Origin of the sequence: Streptomyces sp. NPDC086023, assembly GCF_044540325.1 — a bacterium.
In the GTDB taxonomy this organism is placed as follows: domain Bacteria; phylum Actinomycetota; class Actinomycetes; order Streptomycetales; family Streptomycetaceae; genus Streptomyces.
In genome coordinates, this window is sequence record NZ_JBITRX010000005.1 from 158596 (window position 1) to 180702 (window position 22107).

19 protein-coding genes are annotated in these 22107 nt (G+C 70.1%); 13 read left to right on the forward strand and 6 right to left on the reverse strand.

The genetic code is table 11. The annotated features are described in order from the left end of the window. The first annotated feature begins 73 nt into the window (after positions 1-73). From ACIF6F_RS12325 to ACIF6F_RS12375, 11 genes are all read left to right on the forward strand, one after another. Complete coding sequence (locus ACIF6F_RS12325) at positions 74-1006, forward strand: ABC transporter permease (protein WP_399944934.1); 933 nt, start codon at positions 74-76, stop codon at positions 1004-1006. After that, positions 999-1946 (forward strand): ABC transporter permease, encoded by a 948-nt coding sequence (locus ACIF6F_RS12330; RefSeq protein ID WP_399944937.1) that lies wholly within the window; start codon positions 999-1001, stop codon positions 1944-1946. Before ACIF6F_RS12325 ends, ACIF6F_RS12330 begins: the two co-directional genes overlap by 8 nt. A gap of 11 nt (positions 1947-1957) precedes the next feature. Then, positions 1958-3016 (forward strand): ABC transporter ATP-binding protein, encoded by a 1059-nt coding sequence (locus tag ACIF6F_RS12335; RefSeq protein ID WP_399944939.1) that lies wholly within the window; start codon positions 1958-1960, stop codon positions 3014-3016. Then, entirely contained in the window at positions 3009-4118 is a 1110-nt protein-coding gene (locus tag ACIF6F_RS12340; protein WP_399944942.1) for an ABC transporter ATP-binding protein, read from the forward strand. Before ACIF6F_RS12335 ends, ACIF6F_RS12340 begins: the two co-directional genes overlap by 8 nt. Before the next feature lie 173 nt (positions 4119-4291). Further along, complete coding sequence (locus ACIF6F_RS12345) at positions 4292-5263, forward strand: GNAT family N-acetyltransferase (RefSeq protein ID WP_399944945.1); 972 nt, start codon at positions 4292-4294, stop codon at positions 5261-5263. 97 nt (positions 5264-5360) lie between these two features. After that, entirely contained in the window at positions 5361-6983 is a 1623-nt protein-coding gene (locus tag ACIF6F_RS12350; protein WP_399944948.1) for an ABC transporter substrate-binding protein, read from the forward strand. Between the two features lie 77 nt (positions 6984-7060). After that, positions 7061-7984, forward strand: a complete 924-nt coding sequence (locus tag ACIF6F_RS12355) for an ABC transporter permease (RefSeq protein WP_399944951.1) — start codon at positions 7061-7063, stop codon at positions 7982-7984. A gap of 130 nt (positions 7985-8114) precedes the next feature. Further along, positions 8115-9032 (forward strand): ABC transporter permease, encoded by a 918-nt coding sequence (locus tag ACIF6F_RS12360; RefSeq protein WP_399945555.1) that lies wholly within the window; start codon positions 8115-8117, stop codon positions 9030-9032. 18 nt (positions 9033-9050) lie between these two features. After that, a complete protein-coding gene (locus tag ACIF6F_RS12365; protein ID WP_399944953.1) occupies positions 9051-10034 on the forward strand; it encodes an ABC transporter ATP-binding protein in 984 nt (327 codons plus the stop codon). Continuing rightward, positions 10027-11106 (forward strand): ABC transporter ATP-binding protein, encoded by a 1080-nt coding sequence (locus tag ACIF6F_RS12370; protein WP_399944956.1) that lies wholly within the window; start codon positions 10027-10029, stop codon positions 11104-11106. Before ACIF6F_RS12365 ends, ACIF6F_RS12370 begins: the two co-directional genes overlap by 8 nt. 277 nt (positions 11107-11383) lie before the next feature. Next, positions 11384-12787: an FAD-binding oxidoreductase gene (locus ACIF6F_RS12375; protein ID WP_399944959.1), complete on the forward strand. Its 1404-nt coding sequence runs from the start codon at positions 11384-11386 to the stop codon at positions 12785-12787. Positions 12788-12802: 15 nt separating this feature from the next. Here ACIF6F_RS12375 and ACIF6F_RS12380 read toward each other — a convergent pair whose 3' ends face one another. The 6 genes from ACIF6F_RS12380 to ACIF6F_RS12405 all read right to left on the reverse strand — a co-directional run bounded on the left by ACIF6F_RS12380 (position 12803) and on the right by ACIF6F_RS12405 (position 20449). After that, complete coding sequence (locus ACIF6F_RS12380) at positions 12803-14209, reverse strand: hypothetical protein (RefSeq protein WP_399944962.1); 1407 nt, start codon at positions 14207-14209, stop codon at positions 12803-12805. Between the two features lie 54 nt (positions 14210-14263). Then, a complete protein-coding gene (locus ACIF6F_RS12385) occupies positions 14264-15388 on the reverse strand; it encodes an ABC transporter ATP-binding protein (protein ID WP_399944964.1) in 1125 nt (374 codons plus the stop codon). Then, positions 15385-16473 carry an ABC transporter ATP-binding protein gene (locus ACIF6F_RS12390; RefSeq protein WP_399944967.1) on the reverse strand — a complete coding sequence of 363 codons (1089 nt, stop codon included), beginning with the start codon at positions 16471-16473 and terminating at the stop codon, positions 15385-15387. Before ACIF6F_RS12390 ends, ACIF6F_RS12385 begins: the two co-directional genes overlap by 4 nt. 11 nt (positions 16474-16484) lie before the next feature. After that, positions 16485-17462 (reverse strand): ABC transporter permease, encoded by a 978-nt coding sequence (locus tag ACIF6F_RS12395; protein ID WP_399944969.1) that lies wholly within the window; start codon positions 17460-17462, stop codon positions 16485-16487. A gap of 99 nt (positions 17463-17561) precedes the next feature. Continuing rightward, complete coding sequence (locus ACIF6F_RS12400; protein ID WP_399944972.1) at positions 17562-19370, reverse strand: ABC transporter substrate-binding protein; 1809 nt, start codon at positions 19368-19370, stop codon at positions 17562-17564. A gap of 47 nt (positions 19371-19417) precedes the next feature. Further along, positions 19418-20449 carry an ABC transporter permease gene (locus tag ACIF6F_RS12405; protein WP_399944975.1) on the reverse strand — a complete coding sequence of 344 codons (1032 nt, stop codon included), beginning with the start codon at positions 20447-20449 and terminating at the stop codon, positions 19418-19420. A gap of 542 nt (positions 20450-20991) precedes the next feature. Between ACIF6F_RS12405 and ACIF6F_RS12410 the strand changes: the two genes are divergently transcribed. After that, positions 20992-21186 (forward strand): hypothetical protein, encoded by a 195-nt coding sequence (locus tag ACIF6F_RS12410; RefSeq protein ID WP_399944978.1) that lies wholly within the window; start codon positions 20992-20994, stop codon positions 21184-21186. Between the two features lie 24 nt (positions 21187-21210). Further along, positions 21211-22104 (forward strand): N-acetyl-1-D-myo-inositol-2-amino-2-deoxy-alpha-D-glucopyranoside deacetylase, encoded by an 894-nt coding sequence (mshB, locus tag ACIF6F_RS12415; RefSeq protein ID WP_399944981.1) that lies wholly within the window; start codon positions 21211-21213, stop codon positions 22102-22104. Positions 22105-22107: the final 3 nt, after the last annotated feature.

The window sequence follows — 22107 nt, forward strand, 5'->3', positions numbered from 1 at the left end:
CGCCGCCGCAACAGGCGCGTGCCGCACGGGAGGGCCTGTCCCGCGCCTGCCGCATTCTCAAAACGGAGGCACGATGGGGCGCTATGTCGCACGACGACTGCTCCAGATGATCCCGGTCTTTTTCGGGACGACCCTGCTCATCTTCCTGATGGTGTACAGCCTGCCCGGTGACCCCGTGGCGGGTCTGTTCGGCGACAAGGGAACGGACCCGGCCACGCTGGCCAAGCTCCGGCATGAGTACGGGCTGGATCTGCCGATCCTTCAGCAGTACTGGAACTACCTTTCCGACATCCTGTTCCACTTCGACTTCGGCTCGCAGATCCGGAGCGGTCGTGAGATCACGGACGTCATGGGCGACGCCTTCCCGGTGACGCTCCAGCTGGCCACGCTGGCGTTCGTCATCGAGATCGTCCTCGGCATCGGCCTCGGCATCGTCGCCGGCCTCAACGCCGGCCGCCTCGCCGACAACCTGATCCTGATCCTGACGCTGCTGATCATCTCGGTCCCGGTGTTCGTGCTCGGCTTCATCATCAAGACGGTCTTCGCGTTCAAGCTGGGGTGGATCGAACCCAACGTCGGCCAGGACGAGACGTGGGGCGAGATGCTCGCGCCCGCCATCGTGCTGGGTGCGCTGTCCCTGGCCTACGTGGCGCGTCTGACGCGTACCTCCATGGCGGAGAACCTGCGCGCGGACTACATCCGCACCGCGGTCGCCAAGGGCCTGCCGAAGCGCCGCGTCATCGGTGTCCACCTGATGCGCAACTCGATGATCCCCGTCGTGACCTTCCTCGGCACCGACATCGGCGCCCTCATGGGCGGCGCGGTCGTCACCGAAGGACTCTTCAACGTCCACGGTGTCGGTGGTCTCATCTACGACTCCATCGTGCGCCGCGAGGGCCTGACCGTCGTCGGCATCGTGACCGTCCTGGTCGTCGTGTACCTCATCGCCAGCCTTCTCGTCGACCTCCTCTACGCGGTCCTGGACCCGAGGATCCGTTATGCCTGACATCACCAAGACCGTCGACGCGCCGGCCGAGGAGACCTCGGCCCCCGTCGTCGCCGCAGCGCCGCAGAAGGCCGAGAAGGCCCGCAGCCTCTGGGGCGACGCCTGGGTCGACCTGCGCCGCAACCCGTACTTCGTCATCTCGTCGGTGCTGATCTTCCTCCTGCTGCTGATCAGCGCGTTCCCGAGCTGGTTCACGAGCGCCTCGCCGACCGAGGGCGACCTGGTGAAGCACTTCCTCACCAAGCCGGAGCTCGGCAGCATCGGCTCGCCGGACTGGTTCGGCTACGACGGTCAGGGCCGCAGCGTCTACGCCCGTGTCATCTACGGCACCCGCGCCTCGATCATCGTCGGCGTGGCCGTGACGGCCATCGTGACCGTGCTCGGCGCGATCATGGGCATGATCGCCGGTTACTTCGGCGGCATCACCGACGCGATCCTGTCCCGCGTGACCGACATCTTCTTCGGTGTCCCGTTCCTGCTCGGCGCCATGGTCGTCCTGCAGGCCTTCACCGACCGCACGGTGTGGACCGTGGTGTTCGCGCTGGCCTTCCTGGGCTGGACGCAGATCACCCGCGTCATGCGAGGCGCCGTGATCACGGTCAAGCAGGCCGACTACGTGCACGCCGCCCAGGCCCTGGGCGCCGGCACCGTCCGGATCCTCTTCCGGCACATCCTTCCGAACGCCATGGCCCCGGTGATCGTCGTCGCGACGATCGCGCTCGGCGGCTACATCTCCGCGGAGGCGACCCTCTCGTACCTCGGCCTGGGCCTCGCGTCCCCGACCGTCTCGTGGGGTGTCGACATCTCGGCCGGTGCGGCGCAGATCCGAGTGGCGGAGCACATCCTGCTCTACCCGTCGATCATGCTCAGCATCACCGTCCTGGCGTTCATCATGCTCGGCGAAGCAGTCCGCAACGCCCTCGACCCGAAGCTGCGCTGAGGAGGGCGTACGTGACCACCATCGACAAGACCGCGACGGTCCCGGCCCCCCGTGACGGGGAGGCCTTCGACGGCCCCCTGCTGGAAGTCCGCGACCTGCACGTGGAGTTCCACACCCGTGACGGTGTGGCCAAGGCAGTGAACGGCGTCAACTACAGCGTCAGCGCCGGCGAGACCCTCGCCGTGCTCGGCGAGTCCGGCTCCGGCAAGTCCGTGACCGCTCAGGCGATCATGGGCATCCTCGACATGCCCCCCGGCAAGATCCCGCAGGGCGAGATCTTCTTCCGCGGCCAGGACATGCTGAAGATGAGCAACGAGGAGCGGCGGCAGATCCGCGGCCGGAAGATCGCCATGATCTTCCAGGACGCGCTCTCCTCGCTGAACCCCGTGCTCTCCGTCGGCTACCAGCTCGGCGAGATGTTCCGGGTCCACCAGGGCCTGTCCAAGAAGGACGCCAAGCTCAAGGCCATCGAGCTGATGGACCGGGTGAAGATCCCCGCCGCCAAGGCCCGGGTCAACGACTACCCGCACCACTTCTCGGGCGGCATGCGCCAGCGCATCATGATCGCGATGGCGCTGGCCCTGGAGCCGGACCTGATCATCGCCGACGAGCCGACCACGGCCCTCGACGTGACGGTCCAGGCGCAGGTCATGGACCTGCTCGCGGAGCTCCAGCGCGAGATGAACATGGGCCTGATCCTGATCACCCACGACCTCGGCGTCGTCGCCGACGTCGCGGACAAGATCGCGGTCATGTACGCCGGCCGGATCGTCGAGACCGCGCCGGTCCACGAGATCTACAAGCGCCCGGCGCACCCGTACACCAAGGGTCTGCTGGAGTCGATCCCGCGCCTGGACCAGAAGGGCCAGGAGCTCTTCGCGATCAAGGGCCTCCCGCCCAACCTGCTGCGCCTGCCCACCGGTTGCTCCTTCAACCCGCGGTGCACCGCGGCCCAGGACGTCTGCCGTACGGACATCCCGGTCCTGCACCCGGTGACCGAGCAGGACGGCAGCGAGCTGCCGGGCCGCAAGAGCGCGTGCCACTTCTGGAAGGAGACGATCCATGGCTGAGCCGACCAAGAACGACGAGGCCGCCAAGGACGCCGTCGCCACCGAGGTGGAGGCCGCGATCGAGGCCCCGGTCGCCAAGGGCGAGCCGATCCTCCAGGTCCGCAACCTGGTCAAGCACTTCCCGCTGACCCAGGGCATCCTGTTCAAGAAGCAGGTCGGCGCCGTCAAGGCCGTCGACGGCGTCTCGTTCGACCTGTACCAGGGCGAGACCCTGGGCATCGTCGGCGAGTCCGGCTGTGGCAAGTCCACGGTCGCCAAGCTGCTGATGAACCTGGAGCGGGCCACCGCGGGCGAGGTCTTCTACAAGGGACAGGACATCACCAAGCTGTCCGGCCGTGCCCTGAAGGCCGTCCGCCGGAACATCCAGATGGTGTTCCAGGACCCGTACACCTCGCTCAACCCCCGCATGACGGTGGGCGACATCATCGGCGAGACCTTCGAGATCCACCCCGAGGTGGCCCCGAAGGGCGACCGGCGCCGCAAGGTGCAGGAGCTGCTCGACGTCGTCGGCCTGAACCCGGAGTACATCAACCGGTACCCGCACCAGTTCTCGGGCGGTCAGCGCCAGCGCATCGGCATCGCCCGCGGCCTCGCGCTCAACCCCGAGATCATCATCTGCGACGAGCCGGTCTCCGCCCTGGACGTCTCCGTCCAGGCGCAGGTCGTCAACCTGATGGAGAAGCTGCAGGACGAGTTCAACCTCTCCTACATCTTCATCGCGCACGACCTGTCGATCGTCCGGCACATCTCGGACCGCGTGGGCGTGATGTACCTCGGCAAGATGGCCGAGATCGGCACGGACGCGCAGATCTACGACCACCCGACGCACCCCTACACCCAGGCGCTGCTGTCGGCCGTCCCGGTCCCGGACCCGGAGGCCCGCGCGAACCGCGAGCGGATCATCCTCACCGGTGACGTCCCCTCGCCGGCCAACCCGCCGTCGGGCTGCCGCTTCCGCACCCGCTGCTGGAAGGCGCAGGACAAGTGCGCCGAGGAGATGCCGCTGCTGGCGATCCCCGAGCGCTTCAAGGGCTCGGACTCCCCGGCCGCGCACGAGTCGGCGTGCCACTTCGCGGAGGAGAAGGCCGTCCTGGCCGTCTGATCCGCACGCGCAGCACCCCGTAGTACCCGCAGTACCGCAGTACGAGCGCCAGGGCGCCCGGTCCGCACCGTCGGCCGGGCGCCCTGCGCCGTTCCCGGGGCCCGCGGGCCCCGGCCCGCCGCCCCGCGGAAATGGGTTTGCGGCCGCGGGGCGCCGGGCCCGAAAGTGGGCCGATGCTGACCGTACGGCCCGCCGGGCCCAACGACGCGTCCGACATCTGCGGCCTGATGAACGCGGTGGACACCGCGGAGATCGGGCGGCCCGAGACCGACCTCTCCGACGTCGAGGCGGACCTGCTGCACCCCGAGGTGGACCTGGCCCGGGACTCCTGGCTGGCCGTCGAGGGCGGGCGCGTGGTCGCGTACGCCGTGGTCTGGTGCGACGGCGACCCCGCGCGGATCGACGCCGACCACTACGTCCTGCCCGGCCACGGTGCGGCGGGCGAGCGGCTCCTCGCGCTGATGGAGGCCCGGGCGCTGGAGCGGGCCCGCGAGGGCGGCTCCCCGACCGCGGTGCTGCACCTCAACCTGAACATCCGGCCCACCCTGGACACGGCCCTGCTGACCGGCCGCGGCTGGGGGCGGGTGCGCCGCCACTACGTGATGGTCCGTGACCTGGCCGCCGGGGCGGACCTGCCGCCCGCGCCCCTCGACGGCCTGACCCTGCGCGCCTGCGAGACGGAGGCGGACCAGCGGAGTGCCCACGCTCTGCTGATGGACAGTTTCTCGGCCCATTTCGACCACCAGCACCGCTCGTACGAGCAGTGGCTCGACGACCTCGGCGCCCCGCGCGGGGCGATGGACTGGTCCCTGGTCTGGATCGCGCAGCTGGCCGGGCACGGCGATGTTGCGGTGCTGCTGAGCAGGGACAACCGTGCCGCGATGGGCTGGGTGCGCAGTCTCGGCGTACGCGCGGACGTGCGCGGCCGCGGCATCGGCGGCCACCTGCTGCGGCACGCCTTCGCCGTGTACGCGGCCCGCGGCCGGGACACCATCGGGCTGGGCGTGGACACGCTGAACGCGACCGGTGCGCTCGCGCTCTACGAAGGGCAGGGGATGCGTCCGCACTACGCCGTCGACACCTGGGAGGTGACCCTGGGTGATCTTGGCCGGTGCCCGGGCGGCAGCCTGGTGACAGCCGGGTGACACCGGCTCGCGGACGGCCGCGCATAATGTGCGATCCGACACTTTTTGGGGTGATATTGGCGCCTAAGTGAGTCTTGGGAGCCAGAGGAGGCACTCCATGCGCGGAGCCACCCACGCCAAGTGGGCCGCATGCGCGGTCGCCGTCGCGCTGACGGCGACGGCCTGCGGCGGCGGGAGCGACAGTGGTGGAGGGGACGGAGCCGGCATCGTCAGCTCCTCGTGGGGTGACCCGCAGAACCCGCTGGAGCCGGCGAACACCAACGAGGTCCAGGGCGGCAAGGTCCTGGACATGCTCTTCCGGGGACTCAAGCGCTACGACCCGAAGACCGGCGAGGCACTGGACATGGTCGCGCAGAGCATCGAGACCACGGACCAGAAGAACTTCACGGTGACCCTGAAGGACGGCTGGAAGTTCAGCAACGACGAGCCGGTGACCGCGCAGTCGTTCGTCGACGCCTGGAACTACGCAGCGGACGTGCGCAACAAGCAGAACAACTCGCCGTTCTTCTCCGACATCGTCGGCTACGAGGACGTGCACCCCGAATCCGGCGAGCCGACGGCCAAGACCATGAAGGGCCTGGTGGTGAAGGACGACAAGACCTTCACCGTCGCCCTCAAGCAGAAGTTCTCCACCTGGCCGGACACCCTGGGCTACCAGGCCTTCTCCCCGCTCCCCAAGGCCTTCTTCACCGACCACGCCGGCTGGCTCAACAAGCCCATCGGCAACGGCCCCTACACGGTGGACTCGTACACCAAGGGCACCGGCATGAGCCTGCGCAAGTGGGACGGCTACACCGGCCCCGACAAGGCGCAGAACGGCGGCGTCGACCTCAAGGTCTACACGGACAACAACACCGCCTACACCGACCTGCTGGCCGGCAACCTGGACCTGGTCGACGACGTGCCCGCGCAGCAGCTGAAGAACGTCAAGAGCGACCTCGGCGACCGGTACATCAACCAGCCGGCCCTCATCATCCAGACCCTGACCTTCCCGATGTACTCGAAGTGGGGCGAGGCCGGCAAGGAGAAGGTCCGTCAGGGCATCTCCCGCGCCATCAACCGCCCGGAGATCACCAAGCAGATCTTCCAGGACACCCGCAGCCCCGCCAAGGACTGGACCTCCTCCGCCCTGGGTGAGAAGGGAGGCTACAAGGACATGTGCGGGGACCTCTGCACGTACGACCCGGACGCGGCCAAGCAGCTCATCCAGGAGGGCGGCGGCCTGCCCGACGGCAAGATGACCATCACCTCCAACGTGGACACCGGCTCGCACCGGGTGTGGATGGACGCCGTCTGCAACAGCATCAACAACGCGCTCGGCCAGGGCCCCGTCTGCACCGTCAACCCGGTCGGCACCTTCGCGGACTTCCGCAACCAGCAGAGCTCCTTCAAGCTCACCGGCCCCTTCCGGTCCGGCTGGCAGGGCGACTACCCGCTCATCCAGAACTTCCTGCAGCCGCTGTACTACACCGGCGCCTCCTCCAACTACGGGAAGTTCAGCAACGCGGACTTCGACAAGCTCGTCGACCAGGCCAACCAGGAGAGCGACACCGCCGCGGCGATCGCGAAGTTCCAGGACGCCGAGAAGATCCTGGCCCAGCAGATGCCGTCCATCCCGCTCTGGTACCAGAACGGCAGCGCCGGCTACTCCGAGCGGCTGAGCGACGTGGCCCTCAACCAGTTCAGCGTCCCGGTCTACGACCAGATCAAGGTCGGCTGACGCCACGCCACTAGGAGTGGGCCCCCCGGCGCGCGAGCCACGGCGCCGGGGCGGCCCCCGGAACCCCGGAGGCGTCTATGGGACGCTACGTCATCCGACGGCTGCTGCAGATGATCCCCGTCTTCATCGGCAGCACCTTCCTGATCTTCCTCATGGTGTACGCGCTGGGCGACCCCGTCGCGGCACTCTTCGGCGACAAGGCCCCCGACCCCGCCACCGCAGCCCGGATCCGCAAGGACCTCTACCTCGACCAGCCCCTGTGGAAGCAGTACCTGCACTACATGGGCCAGATCTTCCAGGGAGACTTCGGCACCGCCTTCAACGGCCAGCCGGTCACCGAGCTGATGGCCTCGGCCTTCCCGGTCACCCTGCGCCTGACCCTCGTCGCGATCGTCATCGAGATCGTCGTCGGCATCACCTTCGGCGTCATCAGCGGCCTGCGCAAGGGCCGCGCCGTCGACACCTCGCTGCTGGTGCTCACCCTGATCGTCATCTCGGTGCCGACCTTCGTGACCGGCTACCTGCTGCAGTTCGTCTTCGGCGTCAAATGGGGCTGGGTGTCGCCCACGGTCTCCTCCGACGCCCCCCTCAACGAGCTGATCCTGCCCGGCATCGTGCTCGCCCTGGTCTCCCTCGCGTACGTCACCCGCCTCACCCGCACCTCCATCGCGGAGAACGTCAAGGCCGACTACGTGCGCACCGCCACCGCCAAGGGTCTCCCGCGCAGGCGGGTCATCACCCGCCACCTGCTGCGCAACTCCCTGATCCCCGTGGTCACCTTCATCGGCACCGACATCGGCGCCCTGATGGGCGGCGCCATCGTCACCGAGCGCATCTTCAACATCCACGGCGTCGGCTACCAGCTCTACCAGGGCATCCTGCGCAACAACGCCCCGACGGTCGTCGGCTTCGTGACCATCCTCGTGATCGTCTTCCTGCTGGCGAACCTGCTCGTCGACCTGCTCTACGCGGTCCTGGACCCGAGGATCCGTTATGCCTGAGCCCGACCCCGAGCGCCCCGCGACCCCGCCCGAGGTCCCGGAGGGCCCCCCGCCCCCCGGCTCCGGGCACTACGACCCCCTGGGGCCGGGCCGCCGCGAGGCGATCGCCCCCACAGGAGCAGGCGGACAGATGGATCTCGCGCTCGAAGAGGCCGAAAGCCTGGAGAAGGACCTGGAGCCCAACGGCCCCGGGCCCAGGGAGAAGGCCCGCTCCCTGTGGTCGGACGCCTGGCACCAGCTGCGCCGCAACCCGGTCTTCATCATCTCCTCGCTGCTGATCCTGTTCCTGGTCGTCATCGCCATCTGGCCCCAGCTCATCGCCGACGGAGACCCCCTCCAGTGCGACCTGTCCAAGTCGCAGGAGGGGTCCGAGCCGGGCCACCCCTTCGGCTACGACACCCAGGGCTGCGACGTGTACACGCGCACCGTCTACGGCGCCCGCGCCTCCATCACCGTCGGCATCTGCGCCACCGTCGGCGCCGCCCTGCTCGGCTCCCTCCTCGGCGGGCTGGCCGGCTTCTTCGGCGGCTGGTGGGACGCGCTGCTCTCGCGGGTGGCCGACATCTTCTTCGGCATTCCCGTCGTCCTCGGCGGCCTCGTCTTCCTGTCCGTGGTCACCAGCACCACCGTCTGGCCGGTGGTCGGCTTCATCGTGCTGCTGGGCTGGCCGCAGATCGCCCGCATCGGCCGCGGTTCGGTGATCACCGCGAAACAGCACGACTACGTCCAGGCGGCCCGCGCCCTCGGCGCCGGGAACGGCCGGATGCTGATGCGGCACGTGGCACCCAACGCCGTCGCGCCGGTCATCGTCGTCGCGACCATCGCGCTCGGCACGTACATCGCGCTGGAGGCCACGCTCTCCTTCCTCGGCGTCGGGCTGCGGCCGCCCACGGTCTCCTGGGGCATCGACATCTCCAACGCCGCGCCGCAGATCCGCAACGCCCCGCACATGCTGCTCTGGCCGGCCGGGGCGCTGAGCATCACCGTGCTGGCGTTCATCATGCTCGGCGACGCGGTGCGCGACGCCCTCGACCCCAAGCTGCGCTGAGCGCCAAGGAGACGGGACATGCTGCTCGAAGTCCGCGATCTGCACGTGGAATTCAAGACGAGGGACGGGGTCGCGAAGGCCGTCAACGGCGTCAACTACTCCGTGGACGAGGGCGAGACGCTCGCCGTGCTCGGCGAGTCCGGCTCGGGCAAGTCCGTCACCGCCCAGGCCGTGATGGGCATCCTCGACATGCCGCCGGGGCGGATCCCGTCCGGCGAGATCCTCTTCAGGGGCAAGGACCTGCTGAAGATGAAGGAGGACGAGCGCCGCAAGGTCAGGGGCGCCGAGATGGCGATGATCTTCCAGGACGCCCTGTCCTCGCTGAACCCGGTGCTCACCGTCGGCGCGCAGCTCGGCGAGATGTTCGAGGTGCACCGGGGCCTGTCCCGCAAGGACGCCAGGACCCGGGCCGTCGAACTGATGGACCGGGTGAAGATCCCGGCGGCCAAGCAGCGGGTGACGGACTACCCGCACCAGTTCTCCGGCGGCATGCGCCAGCGCATCATGATCGCGATGGCGCTGGCCCTGGAGCCCTCGCTGATCATCGCGGACGAGCCCACCACCGCCCTGGACGTCACCGTGCAGGCCCAGGTGATGGACCTGCTCGCGGAGCTCCAGCGGGAGCTGAACATGGGCCTGATCCTGATCACCCACGACCTCGGGGTCGTCGCCGACGTGGCCGACAAGATCGCGGTGATGTACGCGGGCCGGATCGTCGAGGCGGCCCCGGTCCACGACATCTACCGGGCGCCGGCCCACCCGTACACCCGGGGCCTGCTCGACTCGATCCCGCGGCTGGACCAGAAGGGCCAGGAGCTGTACGCCATCAAGGGCCTGCCGCCCAACCTGCTGAACATCCCGCCCGGCTGCGCCTTCAACCCGCGCTGCCCGATGGCCCAGGCCGTGTGCCGCGCCGACGTGCCGCCGCTGTACGAGGTCACCGAGTCGCCCGTACCGCGCGCCAGCGCCTGCCACTTCTGGAAGGAGTGCCTCCATGCCTGAGGCCATCCTGGAGGTACGCGACCTGGTCAAGCACTACCCGCTGACCCAGGGGATCCTCTTCAAGAAGCAGATCGGCGCGGTCAAGGCCGTCGACGGGGTCTCCTTCGGGCTCGGCGAGGGCGAGACGCTGGGCATCGTCGGCGAGTCCGGCTGCGGCAAGTCCACGGTCGCCAAGATGCTGGTCAACCTCGAACGCCCCACCTCCGGCTCGATCTTCTACAAGGGCGAGGACATCACGCAGCTCTCCGGCCGCGCCCTGAAAGCCGTCCGCCGGAACATCCAGATGGTGTTCCAGGACCCGTACACCTCGCTCAACCCCCGCATGACGGTGGGCGACATCATCGGCGAGCCGTACGAGATCCACCCCGAGGTCGCGCCCAAGGGCGACCGGCGCCGCAAGGTGCAGGACCTGCTCGACGTCGTCGGCCTCAATCCGGAGTACATCAACCGGTACCCGCACCAGTTCTCGGGCGGCCAGCGCCAGCGCATCGGCATCGCCCGCGGCCTCGCCCTCCAGCCCGAGGTCATCGTGGCCGACGAGCCGGTCTCCGCGCTCGACGTGTCCGTCCAGGCCCAGGTGGTCAACCTGCTGGAACGGCTCCAGTCCGAGTTCCGGCTGTCGTACGTCTTCATCGCGCACGACCTGTCGATCGTCCGGCACATCTCGGACCGGGTGGGCGTGATGTACCTCGGCAGGGTCGTCGAGATCGGCACCGACTCCCAGATCTACGACCACCCCACCCACCCGTACACCCAGGCCCTGCTGTCCGCCGTCCCGGTGCCCGACCCGGGTGCCCGCGCGCACCGCGAGCGGATCATCCTCACCGGCGACGTCCCCTCGCCCGCCAACCCGCCCTCGGGCTGCCGCTTCCGCACCCGCTGCTGGAAGGCGCAGGAGAAGTGCGCGCTGGAGGTGCCGCTGCTGGCGGTGCCGGAGTGGTTCCGGTCCGCCGGCGGGCCGGCCGCGCACCCGTCGGCCTGCCACTTCGCCGCCGAGAAGCAGGTGGTCCCGCAGGAGGGCGAGCTGCCCCCGCGGCCCTCCCCGCCCCCGCCGCTGTCGAAGGAACCCTAGGGGTACCCCCGGATCGGGCCGGGCTCTTTCGGGCGGCATATTCACCCGAAGCGATCAGCGGTAAACGATCACACGCAGGAGGGATCCGCGAGGCCCCCGGTGGACGCCGCCGGGGGCCTCGGCCCATGCCCGCACCGGGCGGGCGGCGACCCCGTAGCAGGCCCGGGGCTCCCGCGCGGGGACTTTGCCAAGATCCACGGAGCGTGCTGCATTGATCACGACCGTGCAGAACGTCCCGTAACGCCCGGAACTCCGCACCCACACGGAAGGCCCCGGCATGTCCCACCTCCCGCACGCCGCCCTGTTCGAAGCGCTGCTGCCCCACCTCCCCGGCGACGCGCTCGTCACCGACCCGGTCCAGCTCGCCGCCCACTCCCACGACGCGGCCCCCTTCTCCGACCGGGGCTCACCCGCCCTCCTCGCCCTGCCCACCACCCCCGAGCAGGTCTCCCACATCCTGCGCGCCTGCTACGAACTCGGCGTCCCCGTCGTGCCGCAGGGCGCCCGCACCGGGCTGGCCGGCGCCGCCAACGCCGTCGACGGCTGCGTCCTGCTCTCCACCACGCGGATGGACCGCATCCTCGCCATCGACCCGGCCAACCGGCTGGTGCGCTGCGAACCCGGCGTCGTCACCAAGCACCTCAACGAGGCCGTCGCCCCGCACGGCCTGAGCTACCCGCCCGACCCGGCCTCCTGGGACCGCTGCACCATCGGCGGCAACATCGCGACCGACGCGGGCGGGGTCTGCTGCGTGAAGTACGGGGTCACCGCCGACTACGTGCTCGGCCTTGACCTCGTCCTGCCCGACGGCCGCCGCACGCGCACCGGCCGCGAGACCGCCAAGGGCGTCGCGGGCTACGACCTGACCCGGCTGGTCGTCGGCTCCGAGGGCACCCTCGCCGTGGTCGTCGGGGCCACGCTCGCCCTGCGTCCGCTCCGGCCCCCGGCCCGCGCGCTGCTCGCGCGCTTCCCGGGCCTCACCGACGCGGGCGACGCGGTCGCCGCGATCACCGCGCACGGGCACACGCCCTCCGCGCTCGAACTCCTCGACCGGGCCACCTCGCAGGCCGTGGCCGAACTGGGCCACCCCCTGATGGGCCCCGGCGGCCCCACCCTGATCGTCGAGAGCGAGGGCCCGGACCCGGCCGCCGAACTCGCCGCCATGGCCGGGCTGTGTCGCAGGACCGGCGGCGTCGAGGTCGTCGTGGCGGCCGACGGGGCCGAGTCGGTACGGATCGCGGAGGTCCGCCGGATGGTTGCCCCGGCGCTCCAGGCCCAGGCCGCCCGGCTCCCGGGGAGGGCCACCCTGTTCATGGAGGACGTGGCCGTGCCGCGCTCCGAACTCCCCAAGTTCATCGCCACCGTCGAGGACATCGCGGCCCGCCAGCGGCTGCGCGTCTACACCGTCGGCCACGCCGGGGACGGCACCCTGCACCCCACGGTGGTCTTCGACAGCGCCGACCCCGGCCAGACCCGCCGCGCCAGAGCCGCCTACGACGACATCGTGGCCGCCGGCCTCGCCCTCGGCGGCACGACGACGGGGGAGCACGGCATCGGCACGCTCAAGCGGGACTGGCTCACCAGGGAACTCGACCCCACCGCCCTGGAGCTCCAGCGCGGCCTCAAGCGCCTCTTCGACCCGAAGAACCTCCTGAACCCGGGCAAGGTGGTCCACGCCTGACCGCTCCGGGGAGGGTCAGTTCCAGCGGACGACGCGGTAGGCGGCCCGGTCCTTGATGCCGCCGTCACCGTTCCGGCCCAGCGCCCAGGCGAGGTACGGGCCTGCTGCGAAGACCGCTTCGTAGCGGTCCAGGACGTGGGCGTGGGCCGGATCGCGCGTGCTCAGCTTCCACAGGGCGCCCCCGAGGAACTCGTACACGTACGCGGCCGGGGAGTCCCGGGACTCGGGCCGGCCCCATACCAGGCGGTCCTCGGTGAGCTGGAGGTCGACGGGCCGGTCGGCGTAGTCCTGGGGCAGCGTGACGGCCACCGCCCGGTCGGTCCGGGTGTCCAGCACGCGGATCGTGCCCGGCAGGTCGCCGAATCGGCTGCGGCGCCCGGAGACCAGCCAGGCGACGCGCGGACCGGCCACGGACAGGGCGTCGAGCCGCTGGCCCGTCGCGAGGCCGCCGGATGCCACCAGCCGGACCTGCCCGTCGGTGCCGCGCTCGTGGATCTCGTACCGGTTCTCGGGCACGGTGGGGTCGGTGTCGTGCGTGCGTGCGTAGAAGAGCCGGCCGTCGGGCGTGGCGCGGGGCATCCTGGCCCGCTCGGCGACGGTCTCGGTCTCCCCGCTCCCGTCCAGTGGCCTCATCATGATCTTGCCGGGGCCGGTGGCCTGCCCGTCGTCGGGCGAGACGGTCCGGGGCGTACTCCAGTACGCCCGACCGCCGCCGAGCGTCACCTCCGGGTCGCCGTCCTGGTACGAGCCGACGCGGCCCCCCGAGTCCTCCAGCAGGCGCACCGCCCCGCCGGGGCCGCGCAGGAAGACGCACCAGTCCACGTTACCCCGGTTGATCCACGTCGGCTGCGACGTCTCCGCCCACACCATGGAACCCTCGTGTTCCTGCGCCGAGACCGGCGCCCGGCGCGGGGTGCGGCAGGCCGTGTCCTCGGTGGCGGGCAGCAGGCGGTGCCCGTCGGCGTCCTCCGTGCCGACGCGGCCCTGCCCGATCTCGACCGGCGCCTCGTACTCCCCACGCGGCGTCGGGTTGGCCGTGACGAGCAGCCGGCCGTCCTCGGTCAGCGCCAGCCCGTTCACGTCCGTGCCGTCCCCGGCTTTGTCCCGCGAGGTGTAGGCCACGGTGTACTCGCGGCCCTCGACGGCTGCCGCGGCCGTCGAGGCGTCGAGCTTCCGGGCGATCCGGAACGAGTCGGGCGCCGGCGGCGGGCCCGTGGGCGCGGGGCGGTCGGGCGCGGGGAACGACGGCCGCACGCTCGGCGTGTGAGGAGGCGGACTCGGCACGACGGGCTTCCGGGGGCCCGATGCCGGCGTCGCCCCGGCCCGGGCATCGACCCCGGCCCCGGTGGCGGTCGGCCCCGCACAGGCGGTGAGCCCGACGAGCAGCAGCAGGGCGGCGGTCACCGCCGGGTTGGCGCGCATCGGGCCACCCTCGCACGCGGTGAAAACGATCTCCACAGGTACGCCCGATTCCGCCTACGGGCCGGTCCGGTCCTCCGCCGCAGCGAGGGCGGGGTCGAGGACGACCTCCTCGGCCCGGGAGGTGGTCGCAGGGTCCTCCGGGAAGTGGCAGGCCGTCAGGTGGCCCTCCCGGTTCCCCTCGATCCGCACCAGCGGCGGCTCCTCCGCCGCGCAGCGGTCCTGCGCCTTCCAGCACCGGGTGCGGAACCGGCAGCCGGAGGGAGGTGCGACGGGCGAGGGGACGTCGCCGGCCAGCCGGATCCGCTCGCGGCCCGCGTGCTCCTCCTCGTCGGTCAGCACCGCCTCCGGGACCGCCGAGAGCAGGGCGTGGGTGTACGGGTGGCGCGGCCGGGTGTGGATCGAGTCCCGGTCGCCCACCTCGATGATCTTGCCGAGGTACATCACCGCGATCCGCTGCGAGAAGTGCCGTACGACGGCCAGGTCGTGCGCGATGAAGAGGAACGCGATGCCCAGCTCCCGCCGGAGGTCCTGGAGCAGGTTGACCACCTGCGCCTGGATCGACACGTCCAGCGCGGAGACCGGCTCGTCGGCCACGATCAGCTTCGGCTCCAGGGCCAGCGCCCTGGCCACGCCGATGCGCTGGCGCTGGCCGCCGGAGAACTCGTGCGGGAAGCGGTTGTAGTGCTCCGGGTTCAGGCCCACCGTCTCCAGCAGCTCGCGGACCCGCCGCTCGCGGCCGCCCGGCGGGTCGATCCGGTTGATCTCCATGGGGCCGCCGATGATCGTGCCCACCGTCTGCCGCGGGTTCAGCGACGAGTACGGGTCCTGGAAGATCATCTGGATCTCGGAGCGGATCGGCGCCAGCTGCCTGCGGCCGGCGTGCGTGATGTCCCGCCCCCGGTACGAGATCGTGCCGCCGGTCGGTTCCAGCAGCCGGGTCAGCAGCCGGCCCGTGGTCGACTTCCCGCAGCCCGACTCGCCGACCAGCCCGAAGGCCTCGCCCGCGTGCACGGTCAGGTCGATGCCGTCGACGGCCTGGACCGCCCCGACCCGCCGCCTGAAGGGGAAGCCGCCCATGATCGGGAAGTGCTTGGTGAGCCCGGTCGCGGTCAGCAGCGGCTCGCCGGCGGGCCCGCCGTCCGCGCCGCGCTGCGCGGGCAGGTTCGGTTCTTCGCTCATGACGTGCGGCTCCCGGTGCGGCCCTGGACCAGCCGGGGCCTGATCTGCTCGACGAAGAGGGTCTGCTTCTGTTCCGGCGTCAGGTGGCAGGCGCTGCCGCGCCCTTCCGGCAGCTCGGGCCGTACGTCCGTACAGCGCCCGCCGCCCGCCTCCCGCACGAAGGCGCAGCGCGGGTGGAACGCGCAGCCCGACGGCGGGCTGAGCAGGCTCGGCGGGCTGCCCGGGATGGGGCTCAGCGCGGTCCCGACGTCCGAGCCGAGCCGGGGCATCGAGCCGAGCAGGCCCCAGGTGTACGGGTGCTGGGGCGCCCGGAGCACCTCGCGGACCGGACCGCGCTCGACGGCCCGGCCGCCGTACATCACCAGGATGTCGTCGGCGGTGTTCGCGATGACCCCGAGGTCGTGGGTGATGAAGACGATCGCGGTGCCGAACTCCTGCTGGAGGTCCTTCAGCAGATCGAGGATCTGCGCCTGCACGGTCACGTCCAGGGCGGTGGTCGGCTCGTCGGCGATCAGCAGGTCCGGGTCGCAGACCAGCGCCATCGCGATCATCGCGCGCTGGCGCATGCCGCCGGAGAACTGGTGGGGGTAGTCCCGGGCCCGCAGTTCGGGGTGCGGGATGCCGACCTTGCCGAGCATCTCCACGGCCCGCGCCCACGCCTCCCGCCGGGAGGCGCCGGTGTGCTTGCGGTACGGCTCCGCGATCTGGCGGCCGATCGTGTAGTACGGCGACAGGGCGGTCAGCGCGTCCTGGAAGATCATCGCCATCTTGTTGCCGCGGAGCCTCTCCAGCGTCCGCTCGGGGGCGCCGGTCAGCTCCTGCCCGTCGAGGACGATCTCGCCGGCGACCTCCGTGGTCCGCGGGTCGTGCAGGCCCAGCACGGTCAGGTTGGTCACCGACTTGCCGGAGCCGGACTCGCCGACGATGCCGAGGGTCCGGCCGCGCTCCAGCTCGAAGGAGAGTCCGTCGACCGCCTTGACGACGCCGTCCTCGGTCGTGAACCGGACGTACAGGTCGCGCACCGACAGGAAGGGCCCCGGGGCGGCGGGTGCGGCACCGCCCGCTTCCTTGGTCAGGGTCGTCAACGGAGCATCTCCTAGGCCAGCCGCACGCGCGGGTCGATGAACGCGTACAGGGCGTCCACGATGATGTTGAAGAGCAGGATCATGGCGGCGCCGAAGAGCATCACGCCCAGCAGCAGCGGCAGGTCCGAGTCGGTGACGGCGCGCACCGAGAGGTTGCCGATGCCGGTGAGCCCGAAGGTGTACTCGGTGATGATCGCGCCGCCGAGCAGCGAGCCCAGGTCGATGCCGAAGATTGTGACGATCGGGACCAGCGAGCCGCGCCAGGCGTAGCGGAAGAAGACGTACCGGCTCGACATGCCCTTGGCGCGGGCGGTCTTCACGTGCTCCTCCTGGAGCTGCTCGACCATCGTGGAGCGCGCCATGCGGGTGTAGTTGCCGGTGAAGATCGTCGACAGGATCACCCAGGGCAGCAGCAGGCCGGTGAACCAGGCGACGGGGTTCTCGGTGAAGTCGGTGTACTTCGGCTGGGGCAGCAGCTCGGTCTGGAAGACGAAGACCGCGAGCGCCATGGGGCCGAGGAAGTAGATCTGCATCGAGCTGAGCACCAGCGAGCCACCGCTGAACACCTTGTCGGCGAGCGTGCCGCGCTTCCAGGCGGAGACCATGCCCGTGCCCAGGCCCACCAGCAGGAAGCACACCGACGCGCCGACCGTGAGCGACAGCGTGACGGGGAAGCGGTCCAGCAGCAGCTCCCAGACCGGCTCGTTCTTGGAGAACGAGTAGCCGAAGCAGGGGGCGGGACAGGGCCCCAGGTCGAACTGGCGGCCGATGAACAGCCCCTTGAGGAACTCCCAGTACTGCACGGGCACCGGCTTGTCGATGCCCAGGTTCTTGTGGATCACCGCGAGCGCGTCCGGCGTGCAGGTCTTGCCGCAGGCGAGGAGGGCCGGGTCGTGCGGGATGGCGAAGAACAGGAAGAACGTGAACACGCTGATCAGCAGCAGGATCACGACGGAGCCGAGGGTACGGCGCAGGAGGAATCGCAGCATGGGTGTGGGCAGCTCTCAGCAGCGGCGGCGGGGCGCCCGGCACCGCCGCCCGCACGGGTCGCGTGCGGGCGGACGGACCGGAGGGCCGGTCGGTGAGGGTTACTTGACGAAGAGCTTGCGCGGGTCGATGCCGCCGAGGACGTCGTCGTAGACGACGCCGCCGATGCCCGAGCCGGCGATCTGGACCTGCTTGTAGTAGCCGGTGGGCACCACGTTGACCACCTCGGTCAGCAGGTACTCGTTGACCTTGTTCCACTCGGTCGCGGCCTTCGCGGCGTCCGTGATGCCGTTGATCCGGTCGATGTCCGCGTTCACCCGCGGGTCGTTGACCTGCGAGTAGTTCTGCGCGCCGTCCTGGATCTGGCGGCCGTCGTACAGCGGCGGGATGACCGTGGACGCGGAGGGCCAGTCGGCGCCCCACGCGGTGTGGAAGATGTCGTACTTGTTGTTCACCTTGCTGACGACGTCGTAGTACGTGTCCTTCGGGATCTCCTGGCGCTGGACGTCGAAGCCGGCCTTCTTCAGGCCCTCCGCCATGCCGTTGGAGTACTGCTGGCCCTCGGGGGTGTTGATGTAGCCGAAGGTCAGCTTCATGCCGGCCTTGCCGGCCTCCTCCAGCAGCTTCCTGGCCTTCTCGGGGTCACCCGCCGGCTTGGCCTTCTTGCCGAACGGGTCGGACTCGCGGTAGCCGCTGACGGTCGGGGAGATCAGGCCGCCGGCGATGGCCATGGCGTCGTCGCCGCCGTAGGCGCGGATGAAGGGGGAGACCGGGAGCGCGTAGGCGATGGCCTTGCGGACCTTGATGTCCTTCAGCTCCGGCTTGCGCAGGTTGATGTTCATCTGGCCGACGTACGGCTGGAAGCCGTCGACCGAGCGGGCCTTGAGGCCGGCGTCTGCCTTCACCTTGGCCAGGTTGGCGGCGTCCACCTGGTTGTTGAAGCTGACCGCGGTCCTGTTCTCGCCGGTGTCGGCGATCAGGCGACGGCTGGAGTCCTCGTACTGGTGGTTGAAGGTGATGTCGAACCGGTCGACGTACGCGTTGCGGATCGGGTCGGTCTTCGGGTCCCAGTTCTCGTTCCGCACGAGCGTCATGGACTTGTCGGCCTTGAATTCCTTGATCCGGTACGGGCCCGTGGTGACCGGCGCCTTGTCGTACGCCTTCTGCGTGTCGCCCTTGGCCGAGACCACGCTGTACCCGGACATCGCGAGCGCGTAGGGCAGGTCGCCCTTCGGCTGCTTGAAGTGGAAGACGACGGTCTTGTCGTCCGGGGTGTCCAGGACCGTCGCGGGCAGGTGGGCGCCCTCGTACGGGCCGTCCGGCAGCAGCTTGCGGTACTCGGCGCCCGGCTTGTCGGCCAGCCACTGCTGGATGAAGGTCGGGCCCTCGGTGATCACCTGCGAGAACAGCCGCTCGAAGGTGTGGCGGAAGTCCTTGGAGGTGATCGGGGTGCCGTCGGCGAACTTGATGCCGTCCTTGAGGGTGTACGTCCACGTCCGGCCGCCGTCTGAGGGCGTGCCGCTGTCCGTGGCGAGGTCGCCGACGATGGTGTGGCCCTTGCCCGTCGCGTCGGCCTTGTAGCCGGTCAGACCGCGGTGGATGAGCGACGCGAGGGACTGCTCGTCGGACACGTAGATGTTGCCCGGGTCGAGGTGCGCGTAGCTGTCGCGCTGGAGCACGGAGACGGTCCCGCCGGTCTTCGCGCCCGCGACGGGGGCGGCCGGACCGGTGGACGCGGCCTCGTCGCCGAACTTGATCTGCGCCTGCTGGCGCTGGGCGTTCTCCCTGTCCTTCTTGCCGTCGTTCTTGTCCCCGCCCGCGCCGCCCCCGCCGCAGGCCGTGAGCGCGAGTGCTCCGGCCGCGACCGCCGAGATGGCGGCGTACGCTCTGCGTCCACCCTGAGGAGTCAATGCTTCCACCTATCCGTCCGTCGTCGAGGGGATGTGCCTGGCGGTGATCAGCGCGCGGCCTTGGGATCGAAGGCGTCCCGGACCGAGTCCCCGAGCAGGTTGAACGCCACGATGAAGACGATCATCGCGATGCCGGGGAAGAACATGTACGTCAGATCGACCTCGTAGACGGACGCCGCCTTCGCGAACATCGCGCCCCAGTCCGGGGTGGGCTCCACGACGCCCACGCCCAGGAAGGACAGGCCCGCCTCGGCGGTGACGAAGTTGGGCAGCATGAAGGTGCCCTGGACGAGGATCGGTGTGACGAGGTTGGGCAGGATCTCCTTCCGGATGATCCGCCACGGTGAGGCGCCGCTGACCTTGGCGGCCTCGATGAACTCGCGTTCCCGCAGGGTGAGCGTGGTGCCGCGGAGCAGCCGGGCCAGTCCCATCCAGCCCAGGAACCACTGCACGGCGATCAGCGCGACCACCCGGACGTACGTCGGCGTCTCGTCCTGCGGGTCCACGAAGAGCGAGACGACCACGGGCATCGACGCGATGAAGAACAGCTGCGCGGGAAAGGCCAGCAGGAGGTCGATCAGCCGGCCGATCCAGTAGTCCGTCCGGCCCCCGAGGTACCCCGCGGCCACGCCGAGCAGGATGCCGGTCAGGACGGTCGCCAGCGTCACCGCCAGCGAGATCATGAGCGAGGTGCGGATGCCGTAGAGCAGCTTGGTGAAGACGTCGTAGCCGTTGCCCGGCTCCAGGCCGAACCAGAACTCGGAACTCATCCCGCCGTTGGGGCCGATGGGCGTCCCGGCGCTGTCGAACAGCTCCATCCGCTCGTCGGCCCAGACGGTGTAGGGGTTCTTGCCGTACAGCTTCGAGATCACCGGCGCGAGCAGCCCGACGGCGAAGAAGAAGAGCACCACGTACGCGGAGACCATCCCCGCCCGGTCGCGGCGGAACCGGCGCCACATCAGCTGTCCGGGTGAACGTCCCGTCAGCTCCCGGGCCTCCGCGGGATCGATCTTCGCGAGGGGGTCCAGCGGCGGCGGAGTCCCGGAGGAGCCCGCCTTGGCTTGGGAAGGACTGGTCATCGAGTGAAGCCCCCGCGCTCTGTGTGGGAATTGAGCGGAACTCTCATCAGTGGCGGGGGGCCAGTCAAGGGGGCCGGCGCGCCGGACCGGGCCGGGCGCCACAACTTGAGCAAAGGGATTTCCGATCGCCGCCGTACAGTGCTTGACGAAGCGTCAGGCTGTGCTGACATGGGCGATAAATACCCATCAACTTCGTTAACAAGCAGGCAACTTCACTGTCGCAACACCGATATGTGAACGAGACAGGCTGGACAGCGTACGGCCGTGCGGGTGCCGTCGGCCGGCCGGGAGACTTCGGTCCCCGGCCGGCCATCCGCACGCCCTCCCACGCAACCACGCGCCCCCGTCCGGCGGGAGCCATGCGCCCCCTCGTGCACCCGTGCTCCGAAGGATGCGTTCGCACGGAAAGTTATGATCCGTAGCGCACGGTGGGTATGACTCCGCCAAGTGCTGTCCGTCGCGCGCGCCGGCGGGCAGGGTGAGCACGTTGAGAACGCTGACAAGCCGTCCGGGTACGCGAACACATGTGGAGGTGAACCGCCGTGGCACTCTCGATTTCGGCGGTGGTGCTGCTGGCGATCGTCGTCTTCCTGCTGGTCCGCAAAGCGGGCCTGAAGGCGGGACACGCGTTTGTCTGCGTGCTGCTCGGGTTCTACCTCGCCAGCTCGTCCATCGCTCCCACCATCAGCGAACTGACCTCCAATGTGGCGGGCATGATCGGTGGCCTGAAGTTCTAGTCCGGGACTCGTAGTCTGTCCCCCATGAACGGTCTTCCCGCCCGCCGCCTGCTCCTGGTGCACGCGCACCCGGACGACGAGTCGATCAACAACGGCGCCACCATGGCCAAGTACGCGGCCGAGGGGGCGCACGTCGCCCTGGTCACGTGCACCCTGGGGGAGGAGGGCGAGGTCATCCCGCCCGAGCTCGCCCACCTGGCGGCCGACCGGGACGACACCCTCGGCCGGCACCGGATCGACGAGCTGGCGGCGGCCATGGCCGAACTCGGCGTGACCGACCACGGCTTCCTGGGCGGCCCCGGCCGCTTCCGGGACTCCGGGATGATGGGCGTCCCCCAGAACCGCCGCCCCGGCGCCTTCTGGAACACCGACGTCGACGACGCCGCGCCGTACCTGGTCGAGGTGATCCGCCGGGTCCGTCCGCAGGTCATGGTCACGTACGACCCCAACGGCGGGTACGGGCACCCCGACCACATCCAGGCGCACCGCGTCGCCATGCGGGCCGCCGAACTCGCCGCGGAGAAGGCCTTCCGCCGCGACCTCGGCGAGCCGCACGAGATCCGGAAGATCTACTGGAACCGCATCCCTCGCTCCGTGGTCGAGGAGGGCTTCGAACGGCTGCACGCGAAGGGCGAGGAATCGCCCTTCCCGGGTATCGCGACCGTCGAGGACGTTCCGGGCGTCGTGGACGACTCGCGCATCACCGCCGAGATCGCCGCGGACGCGTACGGATCCGCCAAGGCCGCCGCGATGCGGGCGCACGTCACCCAGATCGCCGTCGACGGCCCGTTCTTCGCCCTCTCCAACGACCTGGCGCAGCCGCTGTTCGCCACCGAGTACTACGAGTTGGTCAAGGGTGTCCCGGGCGTCCCGGCCGGCGAGCGCGAGCACGACCTCTTCGCAGGGGTGGACGGGTGACCT